The sequence below is a fragment of the Nostocoides sp. HKS02 genome, assembly GCF_009707485.1.
In the GTDB taxonomy this organism is placed as follows: Bacteria; Actinomycetota; Actinomycetes; order Actinomycetales; family Dermatophilaceae; genus Pedococcus.
Window position 1 is genome coordinate 1,601,791 of sequence record NZ_CP046121.1, and the last position, 13,483, is coordinate 1,615,273.

Annotated in this window: 10 protein-coding genes and 3 pseudogenes; 3 read left to right on the forward strand and 10 right to left on the reverse strand. The window is 71.7% G+C overall.

Annotated features, from left to right (window positions below; all coding sequences use genetic code 11):
- Nucleotides 1–29 precede the first annotated feature (29 nt).
- From GKE56_RS07590 to rimP, 7 genes and pseudogenes are all read right to left on the reverse strand, one after another.
- Nucleotides 30–989, reverse strand: a complete 960-nt coding sequence (locus GKE56_RS07590) for a bifunctional riboflavin kinase/FAD synthetase (RefSeq protein ID WP_154684025.1) — start codon at nucleotides 987–989, stop codon at nucleotides 30–32.
- A 10-nt stretch (nucleotides 990–999) separates the two neighbouring features.
- On the reverse strand, nucleotides 1,000–1,914 hold the full coding sequence (gene truB / locus GKE56_RS07595) for a tRNA pseudouridine(55) synthase TruB (protein WP_154684026.1): 915 nt from the start codon (nucleotides 1,912–1,914) through the stop codon (nucleotides 1,000–1,002).
- Entirely contained in the window at nucleotides 1,901–2,401 is a 501-nt protein-coding gene (rbfA, locus tag GKE56_RS07600; RefSeq protein ID WP_154684027.1) for a 30S ribosome-binding factor RbfA, read from the reverse strand. The genes truB and rbfA overlap by 14 nt, the downstream gene beginning before the upstream one ends.
- 87 nt (nucleotides 2,402–2,488) lie before the next feature.
- Nucleotides 2,489–5,436, reverse strand: a pseudogene (infB, locus tag GKE56_RS17360) (translation initiation factor IF-2).
- A gap of 102 nt (nucleotides 5,437–5,538) precedes the next feature.
- Nucleotides 5,539–5,928, reverse strand: a complete 390-nt coding sequence (locus GKE56_RS07615; protein WP_370518477.1) for a YlxR family protein — start codon at nucleotides 5,926–5,928, stop codon at nucleotides 5,539–5,541.
- A gap of 11 nt (nucleotides 5,929–5,939) precedes the next feature.
- Entirely contained in the window at nucleotides 5,940–7,010 is a 1,071-nt protein-coding gene (gene nusA / locus GKE56_RS07620) for a transcription termination factor NusA (protein ID WP_154684030.1), read from the reverse strand.
- A 1-nt stretch (nucleotide 7,011) separates the two neighbouring features.
- Complete coding sequence (gene rimP / locus GKE56_RS07625) at nucleotides 7,012–7,572, reverse strand: ribosome maturation factor RimP (protein ID WP_154684031.1); 561 nt, start codon at nucleotides 7,570–7,572, stop codon at nucleotides 7,012–7,014.
- Nucleotides 7,573–7,682: 110 nt separating this feature from the next.
- On the opposite strand from rimP, the gene GKE56_RS07630 reads away from it, so the two are divergent.
- Entirely contained in the window at nucleotides 7,683–8,711 is a 1,029-nt protein-coding gene (locus GKE56_RS07630) for a DUF4439 domain-containing protein (RefSeq protein ID WP_154684032.1), read from the forward strand.
- Nucleotides 8,708–9,652 carry an aminoglycoside phosphotransferase family protein gene (locus GKE56_RS07635; protein ID WP_230209266.1) on the forward strand — a complete coding sequence of 315 codons (945 nt, stop codon included), beginning with the start codon at nucleotides 8,708–8,710 and terminating at the stop codon, nucleotides 9,650–9,652. The genes GKE56_RS07630 and GKE56_RS07635 overlap by 4 nt, the downstream gene beginning before the upstream one ends.
- A 42-nt stretch (nucleotides 9,653–9,694) precedes the next feature.
- Here GKE56_RS07635 and GKE56_RS07640 read toward each other — a convergent pair whose 3' ends face one another.
- From GKE56_RS07640 to GKE56_RS17370, 3 genes and pseudogenes are all read right to left on the reverse strand, one after another.
- Nucleotides 9,695–10,387, reverse strand: coding sequence for a response regulator (locus GKE56_RS07640; RefSeq protein ID WP_154684033.1), 693 nt, complete (start codon nucleotides 10,385–10,387; stop codon nucleotides 9,695–9,697).
- Nucleotides 10,380–11,174 carry a sensor histidine kinase gene (locus GKE56_RS17365; RefSeq protein ID WP_230209267.1) on the reverse strand — a complete coding sequence of 265 codons (795 nt, stop codon included), beginning with the start codon at nucleotides 11,172–11,174 and terminating at the stop codon, nucleotides 10,380–10,382. The genes GKE56_RS07640 and GKE56_RS17365 overlap by 8 nt, the downstream gene beginning before the upstream one ends.
- Nucleotides 11,175–11,256: 82 nt before the next feature.
- Nucleotides 11,257–11,997: pseudogene (locus GKE56_RS17370) on the reverse strand (sensor histidine kinase); the annotation flags it as partial.
- Between the two features lie 126 nt (nucleotides 11,998–12,123).
- Between GKE56_RS17370 and GKE56_RS07650 the strand changes: the two are divergent.
- Nucleotides 12,124–13,473, forward strand: a pseudogene (locus tag GKE56_RS07650) (cation:dicarboxylate symporter family transporter); the annotation flags it as partial.
- Between the last annotated feature and the right edge of the window lie 10 nt (nucleotides 13,474–13,483).

Sequence of the window (13,483 nt, forward strand, 5' to 3'; positions counted from 1 at the left end):
GGCCGCCGCGAGACGACCCCGCCCGGGTGTCAGGACGGGACGATCGACGCCAGGACCTGTCGGCACTTCTCGATGTCTCCCGCCATCGCCTCGAGCAGCTCCTCGATCGAGTCGAATCGCAGCGTCGGGCGGAGGTGCTCGACGAACTCGATCATGACCTGCTCGCCGTAGAGGTCAAGGTCGGTGCGGTCCAGGACGTAGGCCTCGACCGTCCGGATGGTGCCGTCGAAGGTCGGGTTGGTGCCGACCGAGACCGCTGCGGGCATGGTGCGCTCGGGGTCCTCCCGAGGGCGCTCGGACCGGGTGAGCCACCCGGCATACACCCCGTCCGCGGGCACGAGCCCGAGCGAGTCCGCCGCAAGGTTGGCCGTCGGGTAGCCCAGCTCGCGACCCCGGTGGGCGCCGTGGACCACGGTGCCGGCCATCGTGTGCGGGCGGCCCAGGATGGCGGCCGCGGCGGCCACCTCACCCGCGTCGAGGTGGCGGCGCACCGCCGTGGACGACCAGCGCTCGCCGTTGCCCAGGTCGTCGAGGACGATGACGTCGAAGCCGTGCGCAGCGCCCAGCTCGCGCAGGGTGTCGACGTCGCCGGTGTAGCCACGGCCGAAGCCTCGGGCGTCCTCACCGACGACCAACGCCCGGACGCCCAGCGTCTCGACGAAGGTGCTGACGACGAACTCCTCGGCAGTCTGCTCGGCGAACTCGCGGGTGAAGTCGAGGACGAGCAGCCCGTCGATCCCGGTCGTCGCGAGGAGGTCGTCGCGCAGGGGTCCTGGCGAGATGAGCTCGAGGGTGTCGGGGTGGAAGATCGTCGCCGGGTGAGGGTCGAACGTCACGGCCACACTCGGGAGCCCGCGCTCGCTGCCCTCCTGGACCAACCGGGTCAGGACGGCCCGGTGACCGAGGTGGACGCCGTCGAAGTTGCCGAAGGTCGCCACGCAGGGCCGAAGGCCGGCGGGCGTCTGGGAGGGGTCGGTCCAACGCTGCACGGAGGACACTCTACGAACCGGCGGGCGCGAACACGACGTGCGGCTTGGCTTTCGGGCCCGTCTCGTCGAGCAGCGCCATCAACCGGCCATCAGGGGCGAAGGCGGCCACGGGCTGGTCCCGCCCCGGCTGGCTCGAGTCCACTCGCTGGCCGTGCGCCACCGCCGTCGCCTCGGCGTCGGTCAGCTCCCGCACGATGAACTGGGAGCGAGCAGCGTCCGCCAGCACGAGGACCGGCATCCTCTCCGGTTCGCCGACGGCACCGAGCGACTCCAGGTCGTGCGCCTGGTCGAGGGTGAAGGCGCCGACGCGGGTGCGCCGCAGCGCGGTCAGGTGGCCGCCGACCCCGAGCGCGGCCCCGAGGTCGCGGGCGAGCGCGCGGACGTAGGTGCCGGAGCTCACCGTGACCTCGACGTCGAGGTCCACGACGGGTATGCCGTCGGCGTCACCAGTGCGTCGTGCCAGCACCTCGAACCGGCTCACGGTGACGGGGCGAGCGGGCAGGTCGACCGCTTCGCCCGCCCGGACCCGGTGGTACGAGCGCTCTCCCTTGACCTTGATGGCCGAGACCGAGCTCGGGACCTGCTGGAGGTCGCCGGTGAGGTCCAGCACGGCCTGGGCGATGCTCTCGTCGCTGAGGTGCTGCGCGGAGGTCGACGCGGTGACCTCACCCTCGGCGTCGTCGGTGATCGTGCCCTGGCCGAGGCGGATGGTCGCGATGTAGTCCTTGTCGCAGCCGACCAGGAAGGTCAGGAGGCGGGTGGCGCGCCCGATGCCGAGCACGAGGACCCCGGTGGCCATCGGGTCGAGGGTGCCGGCGTGGCCCACCTTGCGGGTGGCGCACAGCCGCCGGGCACGCCCGACGACGTCGTGGCTGGTCCAGCCGGCGGGCTTGTCGACGACGAGCAGGCCGTCAGGAGCGGGCATCCGCGCCGTCGCCGCTGCTCAGGTCGCCACTGAGCGCGTCAGCGTCAGCCTCGGCTGCGAGCTCCTCGTCCTCGGCCTTCTTGTACGGGTCGGGCTCACCGGCATACGTCGCGCCGGCGGCGGCAGCGGCCACCTGTGCGTCGCGCTCCTTGGCCTCGCGGAGCAGGTCCTCGAGGTGGGCCGCGGTCTCGGGGATCGCGTCGGCGAAGAAGTCGAGGCTCGGCGTCAGCCGGATCTGGATCTGCTGGCCGACGAACGACCGCAGCTTGCCCTTGTTCTTCTCCAGCAGGGCGGCCGTCGTCTCGCGCTGCGCGGTGTCCCCGAAGACGGTGTAGAAGACCGAGGCGTGCTGGAGGTCGCCGGTCACCCGGACGTCGGTGATAGTGATGAACCCCAGGTCCGGGTCCTTGACGATCGACGCGACGTTCGCGGCGATCAGGGTCTTGATGCGGTCGGCGATCTTGCGGGCGCGTCCGGTGTCAGCCATGGGGGTCTCTCCTGCGGTCGTGCGAAAGGTCATGCGAGCGACGGCGTATGCCGCCGGCCTGGGCCGGCGGCATACGCCTCATGTCGGTCAGGCGCGCGGCTTCTCCCGCATCTCGTAGGTGGCGATCAGGTCGCCGATCTGCAGGTCGTTGAACGACCCGAGGTTGATACCGCACTCGAACCCCTCGCGGACCTCGGTGACGTCGTCCTTGAACCGGCGCAGGCCGGCGATCTCGACGTTCTCGGACACCACGACACCGTTGCGGGTGATGCGTGCCCTCGTGCCGCGCTTGATCTCGCCGCTGCGGACGATGGAACCCGCGATGTTGCCGAACTTGCTCGAGCGGAAGATCTCGCGGATCTCGGCGGTGCCGAGCTCCACCTCCTCGAACTCGGGCTTGAGCATGCCCTTGAGCGCCGCCTCGATCTCCTCGATGGCCTGGTAGATCACCGAGTAGTAGCGGATCTCGACACCCTCGCGGTCGGCGTAGTCAGCGTTCTGGCCCTCGGCCCGGACGTTGTAGCCGATGATGATCGCGTCGGACGCCATCGCGAGGTTGATGTTGTTCATCGTGATCGCACCGACGCCACGGTCGATGATCCGCAGGTCGACCTCGTCGCCCACGTCGATCTGGAGCAACGCGTCCTCGAGCGCCTCGACGGAACCGGAGACGTCGCCCTTGAGGATGAGGTTGAGCGTCTCGACCTTGCCGGCCGCGAGCGCCTCGTTGAGGTCCTCGAGGGAGATGCGCTTGCGAGCCTTGGCCAGGGACGCCTGGCGGTCGGCCGCCTCACGCCGCTCGGCGATCTGACGAGCCGTGCGGTCGTCCGGGGCCACCACGAAGGTGTCACCGGCGCGGGGCACGGACGACAGACCGAGCACCTGGACCGGTCGCGAAGGACCCGCCTCGGTGAGGTTGTTGCCGTGCTCGTCGAGCATCGCGCGCACTCGGCCGTAGGCCGACCCCGTCACGATCGCGTCACCGACGTGCAGCGTGCCGGCCTGGACCAGAACGGTCGCCGTGGCGCCTCGACCGCGGTCGAGGTTGGCCTCGATTGCGACACCGCGGGCGTCACGGTCGGCGTTGGCGCGCAGGTCCAGCGCGGCGTCGGCGGTGAGCAGGACGGCCTCGAGGAGGGCGTCGATGTTCTGGCCCGCCTTGGCGGACACGTCGACGAACATGGTCTCGCCGCCGTACTCCTCGGCGACGAGGTTGTACTCGGTCAGCTGCTGGCGCACCTTGGCCGGGTTGGCACCCTCGACGTCGATCTTGTTGACGGCCACCACGATCGGCACGTCCGCAGCCTGGGCGTGGTTGAGCGCCTCGATGGTCTGCGGCATGACACCGTCGTCGGCCGCGACCACGAGGATCGCGATGTCGGTGACCTTGGCACCACGGGCACGCATGGCGGTGAACGCCTCGTGACCCGGGGTGTCGATGAAGGTGATCGGACGGTCGACGCCCTCGTGCACCTTGTGCACCTGGTAGGCACCGATGTGCTGGGTGATGCCACCGGACTCACCGCCGGCGACGTCCTCGTTGCGGATGGCGTCGAGCAGGCGGGTCTTTCCGTGGTCGACGTGACCCATGACGGTCACGACCGGCGGACGCGCCTGGAGGTCCTCGTCGTCCTCGCCCTCGATACCCGTCTCCAGGTCGATGTTGAAGGCGTCGAAGAGCTCCTTCTCCTCCCTCCTCGGGGGAGACGACCTCGATGTTGTAGCCGAGCTCGGCACCGAGCAGCTTGAAGGTGTCCTCGTCCAGCGACTGGGTGGCCGTGGCCATCTCGCCGAGGTGGAAGAGCACGGTCACGAGTGCGCCGGGGTTGGCGTTGATCTTGTCGGCGAAGTCACTGAGCGACGAGCCACGACGCACCCGGATGAGGGTGGTGCCGTTGCCACGGGGCACGCTCACGCCACCGAGCGAGGGAGCCTGCATCTGCTCGAACTCTTGACGCTTCGCACGCTTGGACTTGCGCCCGCGGACGGGACGACCGCCGCCGCGACCGAAGGCGCCAGCCGTGGAACCACGACCCGCACCACCGCGGCCACCGAAGCCACCGCCACCGGGGCGTCCGGCGAAGCCGCCGCCGCCACCGGGTCCACCCGGACCGCGGCCTGCGCCGCCAGGAGCACCGGGCCCACCAGGGCCACGGCCGCCACCACGGGCGGGGCGCTCACCGGGACGACCGACCGCGCTGCGGTCGGGCATCATGCCGGGGCTCGGACGCGGACCACCGGGACGGGGTCCACCCGGACCGGCCGTGCCGCCGGGACGCGGTCCGGCAGCACCGGGACGGCTCTGCGGACGCGGCATACCCTGGCTCGGGGCGAACGGGTTGTTGCCCGGGCGCGGGGAGCCCTCGCGGGGAGCCCCGTCGCGACCGGTGCGCATGCCCTGGGAGGGGGCGAAGGGGTTGTTGCCCGGGCGCGGAGCGCCGGGGCGTGGGCCCGTGGAGGTGCCGGCCGAGCCACCCGAGGCAGCGGGACGCGGTGCAGCGCCAGGACGCGGCGACGGGGTGCCCGGCTTGTTGTCCACCCTCGCGGGCGGCGGGAGCCTCGGACCGCGCGGCGGGCGCGGCCGGAGCCGGCGCGCTGGGCGCTGGGGCACTGGGGGCACTGGGGGCGGGCGCGCTCGGAGCGGCCGCAGCGGGGGCCGCGACGCTCGGGGCGCTCGGAGCTGGGGCGCTCGGCGCCTGAGCTGCGGGGGCGGGGACCTCGGCCTGACGGGCCGGCTCGACCACGCTCGGAGCGGCCGGCGCGGGCCCAGCAGCGGGCCTTGCATCGGTCTCTGCTGCGGTCTCGCGTGCTGCGGGAGCAGCCGGAGCCGCCGGGGTGGCCTTCTTGGCGGCACCACGGGCGGGCGTCTTCTTGAGGTTCTCGGGGAATGTCTCTGTCGCCTTGCGGACGACCGGTGCTTCGATCGTCGAGCTGGCGGTTTTGACGTACTCGCCGATGCTGTTGAGGTGGGCGATCAGCGTCTTGCTGTCGGTGCCCAGCTCTTTGGCGAGCGCGCTTACACGGACCTTAGCCACGTTTCTCCTGTTCCTGGTCCGTGTGTCAGGGGAGACAGGCGCGGACCGTCGTTACTGCTGGGGGGAGCTCATTGCTGAGTTCTCATCGGGTGCTCATCAGCGTCAAACCCGCTTTCGGTTCCCATGGGGGTGGACGGTTTCTTTCGGTTGCTGCTCGTGGCCGCTGGCCAGTCCCTCGACGTATGCCGTGACCGCCACCGGATCCGGGGCGGCACTGGTGTGCAGCGCGCGCCCGAACGCCCGTCGGCGGAGGGCCTGGTCGAGACAGTCACCCGTGGGGTGCAGCCATGCGCCGCGCCCCGGCAGGCGGTGCCGCGGGTCTGGAACCAGTCGGGTTGCCCCGGACTCGTCCGTCTCCGCGACCACTCGCAGGAGTGCCGACCAGCTATCCGTCCCGCGGCATCCCACACACGTCCGGGTCGGTTGCCCGTGCGTGGTGCGGGGGGTGGTGCCAGGTGCCGCAGGCCGGAGTCCAGTCCGGTCGGTCCCCACCAGTCTATCCCCTATCGGCGATCGGGTGCGTCACCGCTGCTCGCCGCGGCGCGCGAGGAGGACGGTGCCGAGGCGGAGCCCCCCGCAGCGGTGTCGGGGCGGATGTCGATGCGCCAGCCGGTGAGCTTGGCTGCGAGGCGGGCGTTCTGCCCCTCCTTGCCGATGGCCAGCGAGAGCTGGTAGTCGGGCACGATGACCCGGGCCGCACGCAGCTGGGGGTCGACGATCTCGACGGACTCGACCCGCGACGGAGACAGCGCGGCCGCGACGAACGTCTTCGGGTCGTCGGAGTAGTCGACGATGTCGATCTTCTCGCCGTGCAGCTCGCTCATCACCGCACGCACGCGGGCACCCATCGGCCCGATGCAGGCGCCCTTGGCATTGAGTCCGGGCACCTTGGAGTGCACGGCGATCTTCGTCCGGTGACCGGCCTCGCGGGCCAGGGCGGCGATCTCGACCGACCCGTCGGCAATCTCGGGCACCTCGAGGGCGAACAGCTTGCGGACGAGGTTGGGGTGCGTGCGCGAGAGGCCGATCTGGGGTCCCTTCGGACCACGGCGCACCGACACCACGAAGCACCGCAACCGCTCCCCGTGGACGTACCGTTCGCCCGGCACCTGCTCGGCCAGGGGCAGGATGCCCTCGACGGTGCCGAAGTCGACGGTGACGTGGCGCGGGTCGGGGCTCTGCTGGATGACCCCGGCGACGACGTCGCCTTCGCGGCCCTTGAAGTCGCCCATGATCGCCTCGTCCTCGAGGTCACGCAGTCGCTGCACGATCACCTGGCGCGCCGTCGATGCGGCGATGCGTCCGAAACCCGTGGGGGTGTCGTCGAACTCGGGGCCGAACTCGCGCGGCGGGCGCTCCTCGCCCTCCGGAGGCTCGGGCTGCTCGATCTCCTCGCGCGCCAGGACCACGACGTGACCGGTCTTGCGGTCGAGCTCGACCCGGGCGGTGCGGTAGGCGCCGTCCGTGCGGTGGTAGGCGACGAGCAGGGCCTGCTCGATGGCCGGGATGAGGATGTCGAGCGAGATGTCGCGCTCTCGCTCCAGGGCCCTCAGTGCGGCGAGGTCGATGTCCATGTCAGTTCTCCTCGGGGAAGTTTTCGTCGCTGGCGGTCTCGCTGGCGGTGGGATCGGACGGCCGGGAGAACTCGACCTGCACCTGGGACCGGGCGACTGCGGCATACGGAAAGTCCACCGTCGTGGCGGCGGTCTTCTTCGTGGCGGGTACCTCGAGGGTGAAGCCCTCGTGGCCGGCCCGGGCGATGCGACCGGTGGCGGGTTCGCCCTCGGTGGGCGTGACGGTGACGAGGCGACCCACGTTGCGGCGGTAGTGACGCGGCAGGGTGAGGGGGCGGTCGACCCCAGGTGAGGTCACCTCGAGGGTGTACGGCTGCTCGCCGAGGGCCTCGGCCTCGTCGAGGGCCTCGCTCACCACCCGCGTCGCATCGGCCACCTCGTCGAGACTGAGCGGCGCGGTGGGCGTGGTGCTGTCATCGGACCCGTCGGGGACGGCCCGGTCGATCCAGATGCGGACCAGGCGGCGCTTTCCGGCGGGGGTGACGGCGACGTCTTCGATGAGGAGGCCGAGGTCGCCCAACGGGGCCTCGACGGCGGGACGAATCTGGTCCTTGACGCTCATTGACTCGTCCTCTCTGAAGTTGGGGGGCCGTGCCCGACCACTCTATCCGCCACGCGCGCGCCGTCGCATGTGCGGTCCGGGCCCCGGCGCGGCCATGCCATGATCGGGCCATGCCCAGCGACGACCCCGGTATGCCGTGGCCCGGTCGCCGAGCGGTGCTCACCGGTGGCCTCGGCGCCCTGGCCGCCCTCACCCTGTCGGGGTGCGGCATCCGGCTCGAGGACGACGCGCCCCGGGTGCCGCTCATCCCCACCCGCTCCCCGGTCCCCGGCGAGTCGTTCCTGGTCGGACTGCGGCACCGCTGCGTCGCGCTGGCCACGGAGGCCAAGGCCCTCGGCGGCGCGCCCACCGGCCTGCCGGCGCGCCTGACGGTGCTGCACTCGCGGCAGGCGACCATCCTCGAAGCCGAGCTCGAGCGGCTCACCGTCCCGCGGAGCGTCATCGAGGCGCCGCCGAAGCCCACCGGCAGCTCGACGTCGACCACGACGTCGACCACGACGGCGACCACGTCGGGTCCGTCGGGGACCTCGGCCACCGCACCGGCCCCTGCCGAGACCCACCGCGGCCCGGGGGGTCTGGCGGCGTCGGAGCTCGCCGATGTCGGAGCCACCGCCGTCGCGGCCCTCGCCCGCATCGACGCTGATGCGAGGCCCCTCATCGGCGCGCTCCTCGCCCAACGCCTGGCGGCGGCCACCCTGCTCGGCGCAGCCCGCGCAGTACCCGTCCCGACCTGGAAGGCGCCTTCGCTCGCGTCGGCATTCCTCGACACCACCCGGGCGGCGATCTACGCGATGCAGGTCGTCGCCGCCCAGTCCCCCACCGGCGCCCAACGCATCCTGGCGCGCACGACCCTCGCCACCCTCGTCGCCCGGGCCCAGATCCAGGAGCAGCTGGCCGCGGAGTCGGCCGGACCGCCGCCGTTGGGCTACCCCCCCCCCTTCGTGGTCACCACCCCCACCGCCGCGAGGCGGCTCGCGGTCCAGGTGCTGGCGGACCTGCGGGCCGCCAACGCCCGCGACGTCGGGTCGGCTGGCTCCGACCCCGAACCCCTGGGCTCGGCCGTGCAGTGGCTGGCCGACACCGAGGTCCTGGCATCCCGCTGGGGGGTCGCCCTGTCGCCCTTCCCGGGCCTGAAGTGACCCGGACCGAAGACGCGGCGGCGCTGGTTCCCGAGCCGTTCGTCACGGCCGTCGGCAGGCACAGCGCCCAGCAGGGCGCCGTGGACGGCCCCTCCGGGCAGCAGTGGGCGGACCGGCTGCCGCGCCTGCTGGCCGACCTCCTCGATGACTGGGGCCTGGTGCCGAGCGGCCCGTCCACCGCAGGCTCGAGCGCACTCGTGGTCCCGGTGCTGCGCGACGGTGACACCTTTGCGCTCAAGCTCGCGTGGCCGCATCTCGAGGGCCGCGAGGAACCGCTGGCCCTGCGCCACTGGGACGGTCACGGCGCCGTGCGGATGGTCGCGGCGGACCCCTCGCGCGGCGCCCTGCTGCTCGAGCTCCTGGACGGCGCCAAGGACCTCACCGGCGTCGCGGTCGACCTGGCCTGCGAGGTGGTGGGGGCATTGCTGGCCGAGCTGAATGTGCCTGCGCCTCAAGGTTTTCGGCGACTCTCGTCGTTCGCCTGCGAGCAGGCCGCGACGCTCACGGAGTCCGAGGGACTGCTCCCCCGTCGGATGATCGAGCGAACCACCGCGCTGGTGCGCGAGCTCACGTCAGACCCTGCGTGCGACGCCGTCCTGGTGCACACCGACCTGCACTACGAGAACGTCCTCGCGAGCCTGCCCGCCTCGGGCCGCCCGCCGTGGCTGGCGATCGACCCCCACGCGATGGCAGGACACCCCGGCTTCGAGATCCAGCCACTGTTGCGGAACCGAGCGGACGAGCTCGGGACCGGTTCGGCGTTCCGGTACCTCACGCGCCGGCGCCTGGAGATCTGTGCCGAGGCCGCCGGCATACACGAGGACGAGGCGCTCGCGTGGAGCTACGTGCATTCGGCCTTCCAGGCACGGTGGGCCGCCCAGGACGGTGACCACGACGCGGTGTCCTTGCACATCGCGCTGCTCAAGGCACTCGACGGCTGACCACAGAAGGTCCCGCCGATGTCAGAGACCTACGGCGAGCCCTCAGCTGACCCAGCGGTACTCGACCTCGGGCCGCCCCGCGCCGGCATACCGCTGGGTCCGCACCGCGAGCCGGCCCTCACAGAGGTACTCGGCGTACCGGCGGGCGGTGACCCGGCTGACCCCCACCCGGTCACCGAGCTCGGTCGCCGAGAGGCCATCGACCTCGCGCAGCGCCCGCGAGACCTTGACGAGCAAGTCCTCGCTCATGCCCTTGGGCAGTGCCGTGCGCGCACGGTGGCGCACGCCGGCCAGCACCTCGTCGACCTCGGCCTGGGTGCTCAGCTGGTCGGTGCCGCCGAGCTGGTCGCGATAGGCACGATAGGCCTCGAGGCGGTCGCGCAGCGACGCGAAGACGAAGGGCTTGAGCAGGTACTGCACGACCCCCAGGGATACCGCGGCCCGCACCACGTCGAGGTCACGTGCCGAGGTGACCGCGATGACGTCGGCCGCGTGACCTCCGGCGCGCATCGCGCGGATGACGTCGAGCCCATGGCGGTCAGGCAGGTTCATGTCGAGCAGGACCACGTCGACCGCGGTGCGCTGCAGGGCATGGAGCGCCGCCTGGCTGGTGGTTGCCGTCGCGGCGACGGTGAAGCCGGGCACGCGCTCGACGTATGCCGTGTGGGCTTCGAGCGCGACCGGTTCGTCCTCGACGACCAGGACCCGCAGCGCCGGCCCGCCCTGGTCAGGCACGGGCCCGTTCCTCGACGGGCAGGCGCACGGTGAAGCGCGCCCCGGGCGGCCCCGAGACCTCCAGGCTCCCGCCCAGCCGCGACACCGACTGCGCGACGAGGGCCAGGCCGATGCCGCGCCGGCCCGCGCTGCCCTGGGCCTTGGTGGAGTAGCCACGGCGAAAGGCCGCGTCGACCGCCTCAGGCGGCAGGCCCGGGCCCGAATCGGCCACACTGAGCACCACGCAGGCACCGTCGAGCCGGGACGCGACCTCGACCCACCGCTCGCCCCCTGACGAGGCCACGGCGTCGAACGCGTTGTCGATGAGGTTGCCGACGATCGTCACCACGTCGCGGACCGGTGCCGTGTGGGGCGGCCAGACGGCGTCCGGTGCGATCCGCAGGTCGATCCCCCGCTCGCTCGCCTGGGCGGCCTTGCCCAACAGCAGCGCGGTGAGCGCCGGCTCGGCCACCGCCCCGACGACGCGGTCCGTCAGCAGCTGGGACAGCTGGAGCTCCTCGGTGGCGAACGAGAGCGCACGCTCGGGGTGGCCCAGCTCGATGAGCGACACGATGGCGTGCAGCCGGTTGGCCGACTCGTGGGCCTGCGAGCGCAGCGCCTCGGTGAGACCGCGGGCAGAGTCGAGCTCGCCGGTGAGGTGCTCGAGGTCGGTGCGGTCGCGCAGCGTGGCCACGAAGCCGAGCGCGCGACCCTCCCACTGCGCGCGGGCCTTGTTCAACACCAGCACCCGCGCGGCCGTGACGTGGAGCTCGTCCTGACGGGGCTCGGCGTCCGTGAGGGCCGCCACGAGGGGGAGCCCCCAGCCCCAGGTCCGCCACGCGCCGTCCTGCGGCGTCGTCGGGCAGTCCGAGCAGCCGCACGGCCTCGTCGTTCGCGAGCAGCAGCCGGCCGTCGAGGTCGGTGAGGATCAGTCCCTCGGTCACCGCGTGGAGGACGGCGTCGTAGTACTCGACCATTTCCTGGAGCTGGCGCTCACCGAGCCCGTGCGTCTGCCGTCGGATCCGGCGTGCGACGAGCCCGGTCCCGAGGCCGGAGAGCAGGGCTGCGGCGAGCCCCGCGAGCAGGATCACCGGCAGCTGGCCACGCAGCTGCTCGCTGACCGCGGTCTCACGGATGCCGACCGCGACCAGGCCGACGACGCTGCCCCGGGCGTCGCGCACCGGAACGACGACGCGACGCGACGGCCCCAGCGTGCCCGTGTAGTCCTCGACGACGATGCCACCGGCGCGCGCCGCCTCGATGTGCCCGAGGAACGGCTTGCCGATCTGCGAGGGGTCCGGGTGGGTGTACCTGATCCCCTGTGGGCTCATGACGACGACGAAGTCGGTGTGCGTCTGCCGGAGGACCTGCTCGGCGAACGGCTGGAGCCCGCTCCTCGCCGCGCCCCCCAGGACCCCGCTGACGACCAGCGGGGTGCTCGCGACCGTCTCCGCGACGGCCGTCGCCCGAGAGGTGGCCTCCTGTCGTCCGGCCCGTTGGGTCTGGGCATACGCCGCGACGGTGCCGACGACGACCACCAGCAGGGCCACCAGCACCTGCAGCGCGAAGGTCTGCCCGGCGACGCTCCACCGCGCCGGCGCACGCACCCATCGGGCCGCGCTCACCGGCATACGAGCCGCCGACGCGGGCCGAACTCAATGAACACAACGGTGACCCTAGTCACCCCGGTGGCCCAGTCTCGTGGCTTGTTCAGCTCTCCCTGGCAATCGCCCGGGACCAACCTCCTGGAGAACACCGTGACCCGCAGCGCCGACACTGTCGTCGACCGCCCCGCCCCGAGGCGCGACCGCACGCACTTCCTCTACCTCGCCGTCATCGTGGCGATGATCCTGGGCATCCTCGTCGGATTCGCCTTTCCCGAGTTCGGTGTGCAGCTCAAGTGGCTCGGCACCGGCTTCGTCAACCTCATCAAGATGATGATCACGCCGATCATCTTCTGCACCATCGTCCTGGGCATCGGCTCGGTGCGGAAGGCCACCCAGGTGGGCAAGGTCGGCGGGCTCGCGCTGGCCTACTTCCTCACCATGTCGACGGTCGCCCTGGCGATCGGCCTGGTCGTCGGGAACCTCATCCACCCTGGCGCAGGCCTGCACCTGACCAAGGAGCTCGCTGCCAGTGGGCAGAAGCAGGTGGGGGCGGCGCACACCAGCACCGCCGACTTCATCCTCGGCCTGATCCCCGACACGCTCGTGTCCTCGCTGACCGCTGGGTCGGTCCTGCAGGCACTCCTCGTCGCGCTGCTCGTCGGCTTCGCGTTGCAGAAGATGGGACGCACCGGCGAGCCGATCCTGGCCGGTATCAAGCACTTCGAGCGGCTCGTCTTCCGCCTCATGGCGATGATCATGTATGCCGCGCCCATCGGTGCCTTCGGCGCGATGGCGGCCGTGGTGGGCGCCACCGGGTGGAAGGCCCTGCAGAGCCTGGCCATCGTCATGGTGGCGTTCTACATCACGTGCGCGTTGTTCGTCTTCGTCGTCCTCGGCTCGATCCTCAAGCTCGCCACCGGCGTGAACGTGTTCGCGTTGCTGCGCTACCTCGCCCGCGAGTTCCTGCTCATCCTGTCGACGTCGTCCTCGGAGTCGGCGCTGCCGCGGCTCATCGCGAAGATGGAGCACGCCGGGGTCTCCCGTCCGGTGGTGGGCATCACGGTGCCGACCGGGTACTCGTTCAACCTCGACGGCACCGCGATCTACCTGACGATGGCCTCGCTGTTCATCGCCGACGCCCTGGACAAGCCGTTCTCGATCGGCCAGCAGATCTCGTTGCTGCTGTTCATGATCATCGCCTCCAAGGGCGCCGCAGGCGTGACCGGGGCGGGGCTGGCGACGCTGGCCGGCGGCCTGCAGTCACACCGCCCCGACCTGGTCGACGGCGTCGGCTTCATCGTCGGCATCGACCGGATGATGAGCGAGGCTCGGGCGCTGACCAACTTCGCCGGCAACTCCGTCGCCACGGTCCTGATCGGCCACTGGGTCGGCGAGCTGGACCGCCCCCGCCTCGACGCCGTGCTCGCCGGCGACCTGCCGTTCGACGAGTCCACGCTGCTGGACGACGAGGTGCATGGTGCACCGCCCTCGGGGCCCGACGATGGGTTGG